Origin of the sequence: Tunturiibacter lichenicola (genome assembly GCF_051013355.1) — a bacterium.
GTDB lineage: Bacteria > Acidobacteriota > Terriglobia > Terriglobales > Acidobacteriaceae > Edaphobacter > Edaphobacter lichenicola_F.
Window position 1 is genome coordinate 3,435,541 of record NZ_CP132944.1, and the last position, 15,786, is coordinate 3,451,326.

At 55.1% G+C, this 15,786-nt stretch carries 6 protein-coding genes; 4 read left to right on the plus strand and 2 right to left on the minus strand.

Annotation, left to right across the window (positions count from 1 at the left end; genetic code table 11):
* Positions 1-41 precede the first annotated feature (41 nt).
* Entirely contained in the window at positions 42-1,070 is a 1,029-nt protein-coding gene (locus tag RBB82_RS14455; protein ID WP_433971346.1) for a hypothetical protein, read from the plus strand.
* Between the two features lie 121 nt (positions 1,071-1,191).
* Here RBB82_RS14455 and RBB82_RS14460 read toward each other — a convergent pair whose 3' ends face one another.
* Positions 1,192-3,045 (minus strand): hypothetical protein, encoded by a 1,854-nt coding sequence (locus RBB82_RS14460; protein ID WP_433971347.1) that lies wholly within the window; start codon positions 3,043-3,045, stop codon positions 1,192-1,194.
* Positions 3,046-3,501: 456 nt separating this feature from the next.
* Between RBB82_RS14460 and RBB82_RS14465 the strand changes: the two genes are divergently transcribed.
* Positions 3,502-3,894, plus strand: a complete 393-nt coding sequence (locus RBB82_RS14465; RefSeq protein WP_433971349.1) for a hypothetical protein — start codon at positions 3,502-3,504, stop codon at positions 3,892-3,894.
* Positions 3,895-4,227: 333 nt separating this feature from the next.
* On the opposite strand, the gene RBB82_RS14470 is transcribed toward RBB82_RS14465, so the two are convergent.
* Entirely contained in the window at positions 4,228-4,500 is a 273-nt protein-coding gene (locus RBB82_RS14470; protein WP_433971350.1) for a hypothetical protein, read from the minus strand.
* Between the two features lie 1,275 nt (positions 4,501-5,775).
* Here RBB82_RS14470 and RBB82_RS14475 point away from each other — a divergent pair.
* Together RBB82_RS14475 and RBB82_RS14480 are read left to right on the plus strand one after the other, a co-directional pair.
* Positions 5,776-11,160 (plus strand): hypothetical protein, encoded by a 5,385-nt coding sequence (locus RBB82_RS14475; RefSeq protein ID WP_433971352.1) that lies wholly within the window; start codon positions 5,776-5,778, stop codon positions 11,158-11,160.
* A complete protein-coding gene (locus tag RBB82_RS14480; protein WP_433971353.1) occupies positions 11,153-15,640 on the plus strand; it encodes a hypothetical protein in 4,488 nt (1,495 codons plus the stop codon). Before RBB82_RS14475 ends, RBB82_RS14480 begins: the two co-directional genes overlap by 8 nt.
* The last annotated feature ends 146 nt before the right edge of the window (positions 15,641-15,786 follow it).

A 15,786-nucleotide genomic window follows, 5' to 3' on the forward strand; every position in this document is an offset into this window, starting at 1 on the left:
GACTGACGGACGCAAGATCATTAGGGCGTACGCACGAGACCATGAAGCTCTCCGACAAGACCCGGTTGGGTCGCTTTCAGTTCAACGAGACAGGCGGGCAGAAGTTTCTGGACTTCATTCGGACGGGCAAGGAACAGATCTGGGACCATGAGGAAATCCGCGCCTTCAAGAGCACGGTCCCTCTCCTTTCCCAAATTAAGTTGGTTCCCGGATCGCTCGCGATGAGCGTTCGATCCATGCCGGATGATCGCATCATCCCGCTCAAGCTGATGTTCTCCAAAGGAGACAGCCAGGCGACGCTCGACTATGTGGAGTTTCGTAAAATGCGATCCGGTGCGGAAGAAGTCGAGATCATTTCGGCGAGCACGCAACCGTTGGGAATCACGCTTGTGCTGCCGTTGAACACCGCCTCTGAAGTAACGGCAACGATCTCTACGAACCTGCCGGGACAGAATATCCGGGAGGTCGCGAAGGCGTGCGGCGCATTGAAGCTCTTGCAGGCCGGATGCACGCTTGAGCTCACGTCTCTCAAACTGAACGGCCATTTATGTACGCTCTCAGTCGATCCGTTGCCGCTTTCCTTCAAGCCGGGATTCTTCAGGTTCGTCGAAGATCTGGCGTCCATCGCAACGAGGTTCAACGTCAACTTCCCCATGCCCGCCACGTTGAAGCTACCTCGTGACGAAGAAGAAACCTTCATGATCTTGAGAGCCTTCGCCCTGAACGAGCCGCTGGAGCTTAACCGATTTACACCAACACTTATCGAGTCCCCGGAGAATGCAACGGTCGTGCCACAACAGTTCCGCGACGAGATCGTTTTTCACCTGGACCATCAGAACTCGACCGCGACGCTCTTCGGAACTCCCATTCGACTCGGCCCAACGAGGATTCAGATCGATCGTGCGAAAATCATCCAGCTGTCCGCCACCATGAAGAAATTCACCAAGGTCAAGATGGGAACGGCGGTACCGATTCCGTTACGTCCGCTGATGCCAGTGCGCTTTGAGCTTATGGATCGTGCGGCTCTGTTGCCGCCCAACTCGGTAAGAGCCCTTAAGTCCGGCTTTTGACGAACCGCCTCTTTGCGACTGCAGCTACGGCTTTACACTCAAGAACTTTGCCATCAAGTTCTGTTCTATTGTGATGGGCGATTTTCGTTCAACTTCGATTGCAATAGCCCCGCGCGTCACGCTAGACTCGGTGCGGCAATGAGGGGATGGTCCTGGGACAGGGAACCGACGTCGGGAGGCGGGAGCTGAGGGCGTCCACTTTGGATGTCCATTCGGGTTGCGGAATATTGTTGGCACTGTAGAAAATCTGCAGGCGCGTGCGAGTGCACTCGGACTGTCGCAGACCAGCGTAGACGGCGGCATTGCCGCCGAAGAAGGCTTGCGCCGCGCTCAAGTCCGGGCCGTACGATGAGGATTTGTCGATTTCGTCGAACAGAGCCAGGAAGTTCTTGAGGTAGGGTTTGTCGCCACCGCTTTCCATGAGCAGACTCCAGTCGGTGGCGAAGAGGAAGCGTGACTTGAGGATGGGATTCGCGGGATATCCGCGCTTGACCATGGTGTCGAAGCGACCGCGCGCAGAGTGCAGGATGCCGTCTTGAAATGCAGCGTCGCCGAAGACGGACGCATACTTGTTCATGAGCGAGACGAAGCCCTGAGATTCGGCGGGAACGTCGAGATCGTCGATTTGGCCGGGAGGGTCAAAGCGATTGCTGAGGCCGCCGAGATGGCCGAAGTTAACCTGGAGGTCTTTGTATTGCTGGAGAGCGAGGCCCCAGAAGTCGTAGCCGGCAAGGGCTTCGTATTGTCTGCAGACTCCATTCGTGGCGTTGGTGTGGGCCATGATAGGCACACGATGTTCAATACACCATTGATAGAGCCGGTCCAGTTCCTGATCGAGACGAATGCCAAGGCGCTGCGGAGGGTTGCCATCGTTGTAGGAGATAGGTCCTTCATAGAGCCACTTGGGGAAGGCCGAGTCGTTCCAGAAGCTGGGTGACCCGAGCAACGGGTTCGATTTGAAGAAATCCGGGCAGAGGTTGGATGAGTCGCAAACGGCATCGAGAAACTTATTGCCGTAGGGAGCGAAGCCCATGGGCGGATAGAGCTTAACGCCTATGAAACCCTTGTTCTGGATGGCATCTTGCACGAAATCGAGCGGATCCCAGTCGGCGAGTGGTTTGCCGGAGCGATGTGCGACGGCGCGGAGCGGACAGAAGGGAACAATGCCATGCACGCGACCTCCGGAGAGCACGGTGATGCGCTGCATGATTTCGACCTGGGTTTTTAGGTCGGTTTCCGGAGGCTTACCCCCCGCAAGCCACCAGTCATAATCGACGAGACTGGCGAACATGAGATCGACACCGCGACGCGCGGGAGGACAGAATGTGTTGAGGTAATCCTGTGCGCACACGCTGCGTGCACAACAGTATTCATAAATCATGCCGAGGACGCCAAAGAGGTTGTAGCGGTGAGAGCCTCCGTCGATGCACTTGTCTAGTTGAGGAGCGGGTGTATTATTTCCAGCTTTCGCTTCAAGCGGCTCAGGCGATGAGCCCTCAAGCGCCTTCTCGTAGACCTTTTGCTTCTCGGCGTCGTGAAATTTGCGTAGAGCATTACCGAGCTTGTCGTGAATTTTTGTCACCGTCTGCTGGCGCCATTGCTTCAGTTGACCTTGAAGATATTGCGAAGCCGCATCTGGACCTGACCGGACGACTTGGTTGTTGTATTCGTTAATAAGTTCATCGAGTTTTTTGAGCTCGTCCGAGCCCTTGACGCCGGCATCTCCTATGAGCTGGGCAATGGCTTCGGCTTCATCTGCTTTGACGCCGAAGACGTTTGTGAGAAAAGGAATGATGGGTAGATCGGTGCCGTTAAAGATATGGCAGTGGACGTCGATCGTGAGCGGGCGCAATGCCGGCGTGGGAGGGCGAAGAAGGTATGCGTGGCGGCATCCCGTGAGAGCGAAATCTGCAGCGGCTAGCGCAGCACCGGTCAGAAGATTACGACGTGAGAAACCACTGAGCAGCTCAGCCATGGTTTGATCCGTGTGAAAAGTAGGGATGGAGACCCGGCCATGCTTGCATAGCAAGTACATGGTGTCAATCAATCTCTTTACGGATTTATAGGTGTCCGCGACGATAGCAAGGGTTGCTCAATCATTGAGTGTTATGCTGCTCGGTTCAAAGGTTCAAAGGTTCAAAATGGACGAGAACAGAAATCGACAAAGGAGGAGATAAGCAGCGTACGTTCTCGCATATTTATGGTTGTCGGAAAATCGTGTTGGCTGACAATGAGCCAACCCATGCTCAACGCCTTCGCAGACGCCCACAAATCACCTGCGGAATTCAAACATTCCGCACCGCAAATTTCACGGCATCGCACAGACGTTGATAGAGATTTCACTTTACAATTGCGGGAAACGAGGGCAACGTCTCACCCCGATTGAAAAGTCATCAGTCCAGCCTCTAACGGTGACCAAAAGGAAAACAAAATGGCATTCAAGGACGATTTCGCAAACTGCATGAAGCCATATCTGATCCCGGACGGGGTCATAACCAACGCTATGGATCTCGCTGCCCGGCTCAAACCTATCACTACAGCGTTCCGCGCGGCAGGTGGGGCAGAGGGTCTTCAGTTGCGAGCCCTGCTGGCAACGGCCGCCCTCGGTATCGACGCGGCGGCACTGGCTGCTGCCGGCGGGGAGGTAGCCGGGGTACTCGCGACCGCGTACATTGCGATGTACGCCGCCTGTGCCGTTTCCGCCGCCGGCGTCTCGATCTGGGATGCCATCGCCGCCTGCAACGATGCAGACGTAGCGCAGGCATTCACAATCGCAGCCAACAATGCAGGCGTGAACCCAGTGGTCGTTGCAAATAATGATTAATGCGTACAAATGATAGTATCCGGACGCAAAATCTCATATCCGATAACAAGCCGATGGGGGCATGGATTGGGCGCGGCACTTCAACATCCCGACGTCCGGGTTAATTTGCACACAGCAGACATGAATGATTCGGTAAATATCCTCAACCACTACCTCCGCCTGCTGGTTCAAACCTGTAGCGTGAGTCGGCAGTGATCGAGCATCGTGAGGCCGGATGCATCGTGGGGGATTCTTTTCTAGAACAGAAACCTACATATGCGAACAAGTTTAGGAGCGTCAACCCTCGTCAGCCAAACCCGGGCCATGCCTTGATTTTGTAAAGGCAGCGTAGCGTCATACGCCGAAAAGATCGACAGTTACGACGTCTCCTGCACTTCCAATGAATGGTCCGCCGTTCTTCACTCTGGCCCCATCATTCGCGGCCGTTGTGACGGTCGTTATGCTGAATCTTCCGTTCAGATCTTCTTGTACGTTCGATGGCACCGATAGGCCCGGGTGAATCATGCCAAGGTTCGTGACGCCTCCGGGTGCCTGAACATTCGCGTCGGTCACCGTCACATAGACGTCAGTCCCTGCCTCGCCGTTTTGCACGGATATTGCAATCATTGAAGCCCTCTGGTTACGCAGTTGCATCAAGCGACGAACAAATCTTTGACTGGCCAGATTGGAATCTACGCGAGACCCAAAGAATGTATCAGACCCATCCAGATTAGTGAAAGACAAATCCGACCTAACGCGGAAACGCAATGTTTTTGACCATCGAGAGGTTTCTGCAGACGTGGTCGAGTGAGGAATTATTAGTTAAATTGCAGTTTCTGATTGACAGGGCTCAGTGGTTTCTTTAGCTTTCGGAAATCGACGATAGGCATATCTTGTTGTAGCTCTTCGAACCCCCTTCAAACGAAGAGCAGGCCCGCCATCCTCTGTTCATCGATTTGCCCTTACATCTGAGCCCCATAAGCTTTTCAGGTGACACACATGGATCTTGACCCAGGCGCGATTGAGCGATATCTCGATAAAGTTAAGCGTAAGGCCACAGCAGTTGAGATGAGCCGTCGGCGATTCTTGCAAGGTTCGGTGGCTCTTTCGAGTTTGCCATCGCGGTTATCGTACTTCAGTGACCGTACTCGGTTCGTTTTCCGGAATGGAACTGCCGTATTTTTGCTTGATGATGTGCCTCGCTGGGTGATAGATCCAGAGCGCTTCTCTGGCTCTGCGGCGCTCGAACTGATGCGTCATTCAACAACCGAAATACAGTTCCGTCTCAGCGGCGCCCGATTTCCAGGTACGGCGTATGGGCTTGAGATGCGTTTCCATGCGAACCGTAGCATCGGCACCTGGCTTTGCCACATTCAGGTTGAGGGGCTGGGTTCAGTCTCAGCGGTAGATCTTGTTTTGTGGCTATCCGGAGAACCTATTCGTTTTGACCTTACTGAATCAGTCAATGTTTTTCCGGCTCAATCTTCCTTTAGGCTGCGAGCCCGGCGGGGTCTTGTAACTCTGGACAATTCCTGGAATCTTTGTTTCAACGCAAGTTCAGTCTATTTACCCGGAACGAAATCCGGCCTGGCGGCTGCTCGTGTAACTCTAAAACCCGCGCCATCTGGCTATCATTCAACGCTGCTGGAGACGTCAGGGAAAGCTTCGCTGATTACCGTCGAGCGTGGCCAAAATTCGTGGGGAATGGACTTCTTCGATCTTTTGCACCGTAATGACTGTGCTCTCGAAGGCCCGAGAGATGTGTTCGCTTCGGCTGAATTGGAGACATTCGAATCCCAAGGCGCTTCGACGCATTCGGCCGTATTCATACCGCAAGACTACGGCACGCACCGGCTAATCCCTCCGGGACTTTTGAAGGACACTTCTGGCCGCCCTTTCTCGATGTCGCTTCATCAGCCAGCTTACGCTCTCCTAGCAAAGACCGACGGCGAGATACAAGCTGTCTTTTCCTCTTCGCTCACCTCGCGGCACGTTGCCGTGACGCCTTCATATTCCTTAGTTTTTGACGAAGCCATTCACTTCGAAGGTGCTCCGACGGGCCATGGCGATCCTGACAAGATTGAGTTCGGGCTGACACGGGTGGTATTTGAGCAACACTACGAAGACGAGGACACACTTTTCGATTTTTTCGTGCCAAAGGGTGGCGATCTTGACCTATGGCATTTTGGCGCACACCCCTTTTTTCTAGAGTCCTGGGTCCGCTCTCTCTGGCACTTTCTCTTTCACCGCAAGAGCACGATTCCTCTCGACGGAATCGTGCTACGGGTTACGCGGCCGAGAGATTTTCTTTCGTTACACTTCACATTCTGCAACGTGGCCATTTCGGTGCGTGACGGAAAACCATGGCTGGTTGCTAACTCCGCGAGCGCCAAGCCAGTCCTCATCGCCCACTTCTACCCACAACACATCCAAGAAGAAACCTTCGAGGAGAACAGTTCAGGGGGTACCGATGACACGAATCCACCGACAACACCGGTGGACGCGACGGTCTCTGGTCCCACTCGGCTCGCCTTCAATCTCTCCATAGACGTCAAAGGTGAGCCCCTCACCGTTGCGAATCTGTTGGCGTGGAAGACGGGGGCTTTACGTCGCCACGACGATATTTCTAACCTATCTGCGGCTCAACAAGCCGATCGTCTGCATAATACCGTCTTCGAAGTGCCTTATCGTTTCTTTATGGACACCGTGGAAGCCAGTACGGAACTGTCCTACCAGCGCTGTCTGGAAAAAACTGACGATACTACCCCAGAACTCTGGCATGTCAGCCTCGTCGGCCAGTCCGTCAAAGTAATAAGCGCAGTTCGTTTTGGGGATCAGCCAGGCAATGTCACCATCACCTTTCAAGACGCGCAGCCAGGATGGAAGGCTCAAGACACATTCGCGGTGCTCGAACCTCAGGAGTTCTCTGGCACCTTCGTTCTGACCGAGGTGGCAGCAGATAACAAGATCGTCCGGTATACCCAGAAGTTACCGGATCTTTCACGTTCGAATTTTACGATGTCGCTGGCTAACCGTTTTGTGGCATATTCGGCGGCGGATTACGCTCCCCCGATTAAGCCGGGTGGCGTGAGTTTCGGCAACTCCACCTACACAATCCAATTCACCGCCGCGGTCACGTTCAAATCGGGAGACGTCATCAATATCACACCTCCTGACAGCGTAGACGTATGTGCTGTAACGCCTGGCCCTTCAACGTTTACCATAGCTTCGGCCGCCGGCAACACTATCACCTTCGCTTCAGCGCCAAACCCGTTAGTAACCGATACGGCTCTGGTATCACTTCTCACAGCCACTGCAATCGCCAGCGTTGTGATCGACGCGGATGGGGCGACCGCGCATATCACGACCGACATCCCGCACGGCCTGCGCGGGAACGATTCGACCTACATCACTGCCACCAATTTGCCGCTGGACAATCAGTTCTTCCCCATTCAGAGCATAGAGAGCGCTCACACGTTTAAAGTAAAATCTGCGACGCCGCTCGTCCCGGGCAGTTTATTGAACACAGGTCGCATCGTGGTGAGCAGAAGATATCCGATCACCTCCGACGATCGGCGCCAAGTTATCGATCTCTCGTCCCTGCAACCCCTTGCGATGGAGCAGCTTATTCTCTCAGCACTCGGCGGATGGGCGAGCATGGAAGGCAACTTCAACCCCAATCCAGCCAAGCAACAGGACGTAAAGCGCTTCATTTACCGATTTGAGCAGAGGCGTGACTACTACGTCGAGGTCGACTACGCCGGCTATCTATGGCCCTTCGCCCATCGTGCCATTCGCGTTAAGATTACGCAAAGGCTCTTTTATTCTTCTCAGAACTCAGTAACGCCTACCGCAAACGTCTGCTACCTGCGCACGCGCTTCTTCGTGGTGGTCAAGCAGAAGACGCGAAGCTTCATCGCCGCGCCACTCAAAGGACTTCAATTACCTTTCATTCGCGTCGATGTCCTAACTGACTCCACCCCGGCACTGTACGCGGCGAGCCCTACACCTGCTGGGGTCGACCCAACGGATATTGCCTGCAGCACCTGGTTTTGGCCTTCGCTCGGCCCCAATCAACCCGTTCTCTTCAAGCTTCGCGGCTACGACTCGGCGAACCCACCGAACACCGTCGACTTTTCGGCGCCGCTCATCTGGGTAACGCTTGAGATTGGAACCAACGGGCCGAATCCCACAACACTGGCTGTTCAGAATGGATACGCCACACGAACGTTCATCGACGGCAAGACCCCACGAAACAGGATTTCATTCGGCGGCGCACCGCTGCATTTTGCAGACTCGAAGTCTCCCGGAGACACCGAGCTCCACGTCACGTCGATCGATTTCTCTGCCTTGTTACTGGATAAAACGAAACCAACGGATCCACTTTATGACGCCCAAGATCCGTCAGTCTACACAGTTCCTGGCGACATAGATCCGGTACCCGCTGGAATACCGGCGACGCCGCCAGTCATCTTCCGTCCAATCCTAGCCCAAGCTGCAGTCGATGTGCCGGCAGTGAACGTGTTCAGTGGCAAGGCGGCTTCCGACCTACCGGGAGCGTCTAACGGAAAACCCGTCACTGTCTCCTACAATTCCCAATACCTCAAGACCGCGTTTAATCAGGTCCCGGCTCCTTCGGTGACAGATCCCAATAAGAAAGTAAATCCGAATCCCACGGAGATCTTTGTTGATGTAATTGACGCCGCCAGCCTGCAATTTCCCGGAGCGAAGGGTGGGGGTATGGCGTTGCCTACCGCACCAATCACGGCCATCGCACGCCATACCGGCATCGTGGCCGATGGTGCGAACTCCACTTGGGATCCGACGACCGCCGCAAAGCCCCCCGCATTCAACCCCCTGAAATCGTTCGATCTGGGCAACGCGAAACTACTCGGGTGCATTCCTCTTTCCGAAGCCGTTGCATTCCTCGGCGATCTTGGAGCGAGCCTCAACTTAGTCCCCTCCTTGAATGTGCAAAAGATCTACACTGCCGTCTCCAGTGCGGCTGACGAAATCCAGCAGATCGAAGCAAAAGTTAGAGCGGCCGAAGACAAGCTGCACCAGTTTAACCTTGCGGTGCAACAGCAAGTCAATCAGAGCAGTAACACTCTCAAGACCGCCCTCACAACATGGGTTAATAAGGAGATCGGCGTCGTCTCGGCGGCTGACGCCAACATTAGCAACTTAGCAGAGATGTATAGCACTTATGCCCTGCAGCTGAAATCTACTATGACGGAGATGCAGAACAAAGCTGCCGCCACGCTAGCATCGCCGCCACCGAATAAAGTAATTCCAGCGGTCTTGCAGTCGGACATGGACGACCTTCGTGCTGCCGGCGACATTGATCTCACCACTAGTCTCATGGAAACTGTCTTGGGCCAACTGGTAGCGGCCGACGTTGCGCAACTTGCAGACCAGACCAGCATCACGATTTGCACTCTGGAGGACTTGCATAAGAGTCTAACGAAAGCAATCACGGTTGCGTTGCGTCCACTGGACCCGTCGAGGCTACCTACTCAACAGGTAGCCGCGGCTCTCGATGCTCTGCTTGACTGCTTCGATCCAACTTTAGGGCTCCCGTCACTTTCCAACATACGCGCCAAAGCTCTCGCGCTTCAGAAGCAGTTGAAGAATTTTCTGAATGTGATCACGTCGGCACCCGGACAGGTCAAATTCGATAAGCATCTCTTCGACGGCTACCTCGTTAAGCTGACGGCACAGCTGAAGCAAGAGGCGAATCAGTGCATTGCGGATATAAAGACTGTCGCGAAAAACGCCATTAGCGACCACAATGTCGCCTTCCTGGCACTTTATAAGGTGTTCAATCAGAGCTACTGCAATAACACGCTCCCTCCAACCCCTACCTACGCTGCTACCGTTGCTCAGGCGCAAGCTTACCTGAATGCCGCAACGACGCTCGCTACCGCCGAACTCAATGACCAAATCGATACAACGCTCGGCAATCTGGCCGGCCAGGTGTCATCGGCAGCCGATCCCGTCATTGGCTTTCTCAACGATAGCTTGGACTACATCAAAGGTCTCGAGGACCTGTGCAACGGTCTTCTTAATCTGCTCGAGACTCCAATCGCTGTCACGTCCACTTATACGCTGGCCAAGATTCCGATGCAGGATGCCCCAGCCTCTGACCCCATCTTTCTCGCTCATAGGATGCAGGACGGCCAGCCCGTTAAGTCCGTTCTCGAGATCGACGCGACTGTCTCCGCTAGCGCCACGCCAGTCAACCCTGCTGGAGCGACTGCGAATGCAAGCACCGCTCTTACGCTCAGCGACTTCTCGCTTCAACTCCTTCCTGGCGCTCCATTCATCACCGTTCAATTTCAAACATTCACCTTCACTGCTGGGACGGGCCAAGGCACGCACTCGCACTGCAAACTCGACAATGCCACCCCTGTGATCCTCGGCGGCGCGCTGGAATTCGTAAATGGTATCGCAAGCGCTTTCGGGCCCATGGCTAGCGGCGGTTCAGGGCCCGTCATCCAGCTCTTTGGCTCAGGAATAGGCGTCGGATACAGTTTCGCGCTCCCTCAAATCGAAGGTGGCGGCTTCCAGATCACCGGCCTCGCATTTGAGGCACTGCTGCTGCTCTCATTCACTGGGGATCCACTGAAGCTTCGATTCTATCTAGCCACGCCGCAAAAGCACTTCCTGATGAGCGGGGGTATCTTCGGCGGAGGCGGCTTCTTCGGCCTCGAACTATCAACCGCTGGTGTCGATCTTGTCCAGGGCTGCATGGAATTTGGCGCGACCGCCGCATTGGATCTTGGTGTCGCCGACGGTGAAGTTCACATCTTAGGCGGCATCTACTTCGAGTTCGGAGATCAGCGTTGCTTGCTGACCGGATTTGTACGCGCCGGCGGGTCGCTAAATATTCTCGGCATCATCGAGATGTCGGTTGAGTTCTACATCGGGCTCACCTACTCAAAGGTGGATGGCCAAACGTCCGTCTATGGCACCTGCACCGTCACCGTGAGCATCTCCATTCTGTTCTTCAGCGCTGATGTTTCCATGACTATGCAGTGGCAATGGGCCGGCAGCCAAAGCAACGACACTGCCAGCATCGGTCCTGATCCCTCTTTGCCACTTTACGCGATGCTCGAGACAGGTGGTCCTAGCGGCGGCATCACTGATGATGCATCGTTCTATGGCCCCGACCCAGCCAAGCCCGCACCCGTCCCTAAAGTGAATCAGCGTCTCGTCGGCTGGGATGAACAGATGTGGGACGCTTATACCTCTGCCTTCATGAAGGAGTCGCCAACTCATGCCTAGCAGCCTCTGGACACTCATTCCGCGAGGAATCAAGAAGAAGAACAACCAGGATGTCCTCACGCTCGGTATCTATATCTCTCCGTTCCAGTTGGAGACGGATGCTGTACTCAAGCAGCCTCTCGACGGCACAAATGGCACTATCCTCTGGACGCAGTGGTACATGAATCGGCAGAGCGATCTATTGTCGGGTAAAAATCCTAACAACGCGATCAAACTCTCTATTAACGGCAATACCGATTCGGCAATAGCGCCCCTAGTGACTTTCGAGGCAACCCACCCCACGCAGCAGGAGCAAACAGACTGGAGGTCAACTTGGCAAAAGCTTCTATGCTATCAGCAGCCGGACTGGGAGGGTCAGACGTTCAGCGGATCGTTGCCCAACTCCCCATGCCCACCCAGCAAGACTTCCTCAGCATCGGTCGGCAACTCATCGGCCACTCTCATCGCAATGAATGAACCCATGTCCATCGGGTCGCACGGGCCCTTAGCGATCGATTACTTACCCGCCATCTTCACCATGGACGGAGCCGCGTTGCAGCCACCACCCGTCTCGAACAGCAACAACATATATCTTCAGGCGGCAAATGGCGAAACTAAGTCCACTACAAGCAGACTGCATCAGCTCGCAACTCCCGTAGGCCAAGTCAAGACCACTATGGCCGTCGTGGCAGCCTTGAAGGTTTATCATGCCGCGGTCGAAGCCCCCAATATCATGCCGATGGCTTCGGCCTTGCAGGCCCATGCTGCAAACACTTTGGACGAACTGGTTATCGTAAAGCCATTTGAGGCCAAGCCAAGCCCAGAAGCGCTTGCCTTTCAAGGCTGGCTCCGCACACAACTTGCCAGCACCGACCCCGCCGAACAGAACGTCGGACTGGTCGCTCAACGCAATCTTTACCGACTCGCCGACGACCCCTACCACCGATTAAATAGCGACGTGTTTGCCATCGTCCGCCAATTGGCGGAGGGCAACGGGCAAATCGACGATAATGACAAGAAAACACAATTCATCGAACACGCAATTTTTCACCGCCGGTGCCAACCGCCGGCGCTCGGAAAATCGAGCTTCGGTTCTGCAGCAGCCCCGACTGCTGGAGGAGGCCCGGCAGCCCACATGGCTGCTTGCTCATCTCCTACACTTCAGTCGTTTTATCGCACTCTGGCCCTTTTGGCACGATTTCCTGAGTGGCTCGAACGTTTTGGCTTCTCCTACACGGTCACAGTCATACTCCCCCCAGGCCAGATCCTGAAGTCCGTCGCGCTGCTGGGTCTTCCTCAATCATGCGGGGCTTGGCCCAATCCAGCCAGCGGCCTTACATGTTCCACGCAATGCACGGCGGACGGCTACGTAGCGTATATCCCACCTGATGATGATTCCACTACCTTCCAATACGACGGGAACCTGCTGCTTCTCGATCCGAACACATGCACGTTGGTGGAAAACGACGTCGACGGCGAAAGCCTACGTCTTTTGCAACATGCGAACTCTCTCTCTCTCTCTGCCGCAGCCGCAGCAAAAACTTTATCCATCCCCGACGACGCTGACCCACCCGATGCTCCGCCCACGGTCGACAGTGCTCTGCCCGCCCGTAGTATCGGCATCACCTTGCTACACTCCGACAGCCGAGACCATCAGGATACCTGCCTTGCGCGCCACGCAAGCAACAACACGGGACTTCGCAGTGATCCAAGCCAGCCATTGGGTCTCGTTGATCTGGTCCGCGGTTACGCCCCCGAAATTTCTTTCGCGAAGGACGTGTGGTATCCCCTCACGAAGCGGCAGGTCATATATAACGACGAGAAAACTGCGTGCCCGCAGCCTCACGCTCCCGTGTATCTCGAAGCTGCCGTGCACAACGACTCGCCTTCGGCCACTGGCAACGGCGGCTCGGTCTCTGACCTTCACATCCCGCAAGCTCTCTTCCGCTGGAACGGGTGGAGCCTTACCGTTCCCTCTCCCTTCACCGTCAATCAGGCCACATGCACAGGGCAGAGATCCGCGCCGGCATTTCCAATTTCCGCAAAATACATCGCAGAAAAAGGAAGCCTCGTTCGCTTGCGATTTGGAGCTAAATATTCCATGCGCGTGCGCCTCGTCGACCTTCTCGGCGAACCCATGGAGCCGAGTGTAGCTGACAATACCACTCTGGCGCTCCCCTACCTTCGTAACGATCCTGTTCCCCCTCCAATTCTCCTGCTGGAAGGCGAGATCGATGGAACGAAATGGCCCGGCGAATCGCTGACCACTCTCGTCAGGCGAGACGGTCAGATCGATCACCTTCCACGCCGGTCCCTTTGCCCGCCGGTTGCCAATCTAGATCTTCTTCTACAACACGGTGCGCTAGACGCACCTCCCGAAGATATCGCGTCGAAAAATGGCTTCCTCCACCTCGACACGATCGGCACCTTCGAGGATGTTTTCATAGATCCCCTCACAGGTGATTTTCCAACCCTTCCTATCAAATATGACGACGGCACAATCGACCGGGTCCCCGCTTATAAGCCGGCAGTTTCTCTTCCTTCGCGCACGTATCTGCCAGATCCGATGGCACTCCTGGTCCAACCGGAAGTGTTGGATCTCGCCACCGGTGCTGTCTATTCCAATTTTCCAGCTGAGGCCTTCTATGGCAATGAAGAACGCTGGCCCCACGCCCATCGCCTACGCGTCGAGATGGACAGCTCGACCGGCCATGAGCCCGCCTTGAGCTGGCGCACGGATGAAATCGATAAAGTTCGCACACTCATGGTTAGTGTGCCTAAGGGCTGGCAGATCAAGCTGAGGCTTAAATGCGTCCCGGGACGTGGGAAGGCTGAACTCTTCGTCGCGGGCCACAACCACGAAAAATTTGGCCAACGCCTGCTCGAAGACATTCGTGCTTCCTTCCGTGATGCCTCCCTGCCCGACACAGAGACGATCCACAAAACCCTTGGCGACGGCGGACTTCCCCAATACACTCCTTCACGCGAGCTCACCATCATTCACGCGGTACAGCGCCCACTCAGAGCTTCAACATTCGGCGTGTGCGACCAACCTTCACAGACATACGACAGTCCCGTTGCCACGTTCAACGCCACAGCCACAATCGGGGACAGACGATCGACTGGCAAGATTGAGTTCCTGGCATCTTGGGAGGATTTGACCGACGGCGATCCCACGCTTGGGGCCACGAATCGTCTTTCGAAGGCGCAAATCGCCGAGTACAACCTCAACTCCACCTTGTTCGATGCCAAGAATGTTTCGCGCACAAGCCAGCGATTCAAGGACATCAAACACTCGTTTCCCGACACACGCTGTCGCATCATTACCCTTTCGGCCAACTCGGTAAGCCGTTTCGGACATTACTATCTTCCGGCGATCGCAAAAAATGAAACCCAGCTCAGCATGCCAGATCCCACTCCGCAAAAAGTGACACTTCTCAGCACTTCGCGTCCAGCGGCCCCCCGTGTAATGAAGATCATTCCTCTACTTCCAGTTCGCTCAATCCGCGATCGTCACAATCATTCCCGTACCCACACGCGAGTTGGCGGTGCGTTCCGCGTCTACCTGGACAGATCTTGGTACAGCTCCGGCTTCGGCGAGATGCTCGGCCTCGTGCTCTGGGGTGAAGATCCAAAAATACCTGCCCCAAAGCCTAACTATACCTGTGCAGCAAACTTTGTTCCTGCCGCCTACCAGTCGTGGGACGCCGACCCCCTTCTTGAGCCTTTTGTCACCCGATGGGGAGCGGATCCTACCCGGTCGGCGAGTGTTGGGACTCTGGCTCCGCGCCTCAAAGACTTTGTCTCGCCGCCGAACGCTAACGGTGATGACACCACTGCCCCGACTCTGGTTCAGTGCGCTTTCCCTGCGGAGATGCTCGTCGGTCAAGACGATGTCCATCCTGAGAAAATCGACCCTACGCATGTCCGCTATATTTCTCTGGCCGCATACCCAGTGGCGTTCCAGAAACGCACCCAGCTCTGGTATGCCGACGTCCAAATCAAGAACCTTCCTGCCTACAACACCTTCATCCGTCTTGCGCTCACTCGCTATCAACCCACGTCTCTCGTTAATCGCGAATGTTCATCCATCGTTATCGCTGGCTTCGCCCAACTCCTCGATGGCCGTTCCCTTCTCCTCCAGCATCTTGGCTCAGGCATGATGCAGGTGCAGATCTATGCCGTTCCTAACTCTGCCACTTGCACGCAGCAGATCAATATTTACAAGCTGACACTTGAGTATCAAGACGACGGCAAATGGCTTCCTGCAAACTCTCAGCCTTCGCCCGTCGAGGCGTCGGCTGTTCTCACCGACGACCCAAACCCTCTGGTTGCGACATATTCCTTCTACCATCAACATCCCCTGAGAGCGACAAGGCTCATCATCGAAGAATATGAAACGTGGTTCGCCGATGACCCAGCGAACCGCGGTATCCGCACGACCAGGATGCTGCCTCGACCCCCTGACATCATTCACATCCCGCATTGGAGCCTAGACTGACGGGTGCAGTTGAAAAAGCTGAGGAAACGGGTGTACACCATTTTCAAGCTTGACGAGATCCAGAAGGCGCACCGGGAGTATGCCGGCAGCGAGCGTATGGGCTCCATCGTCATTAAAGTCAGCCCATAGCGTCTTGTCGGGAGATA

Excerpts from the sequence above, each read along its gene's own strand:
- RBB82_RS14480 (WP_433971353.1), top strand. The coding sequence starts at position 11,153 with ATGCCTAGCAGCCTCTGGACACTCATTCCGCGAGGAATCAAGAAGAAG.
- RBB82_RS14475 (WP_433971352.1), top strand. The coding sequence starts at position 5,776 with ATGTCGCTTCATCAGCCAGCTTACGCTCTCCTAGCAAAGACCGACGGC.
- RBB82_RS14465 (WP_433971349.1), top strand. The coding sequence starts at position 3,502 with ATGGCATTCAAGGACGATTTCGCAAACTGCATGAAGCCATATCTGATC.
- RBB82_RS14470 (WP_433971350.1), bottom strand. The coding sequence starts at position 4,500 with ATGATTGCAATATCCGTGCAAAACGGCGAGGCAGGGACTGACGTCTAT.
- RBB82_RS14455 (WP_433971346.1), top strand. The coding sequence starts at position 42 with ATGAAGCTCTCCGACAAGACCCGGTTGGGTCGCTTTCAGTTCAACGAG.
- RBB82_RS14460 (WP_433971347.1), bottom strand. The coding sequence starts at position 3,045 with ATGGCTGAGCTGCTCAGTGGTTTCTCACGTCGTAATCTTCTGACCGGT.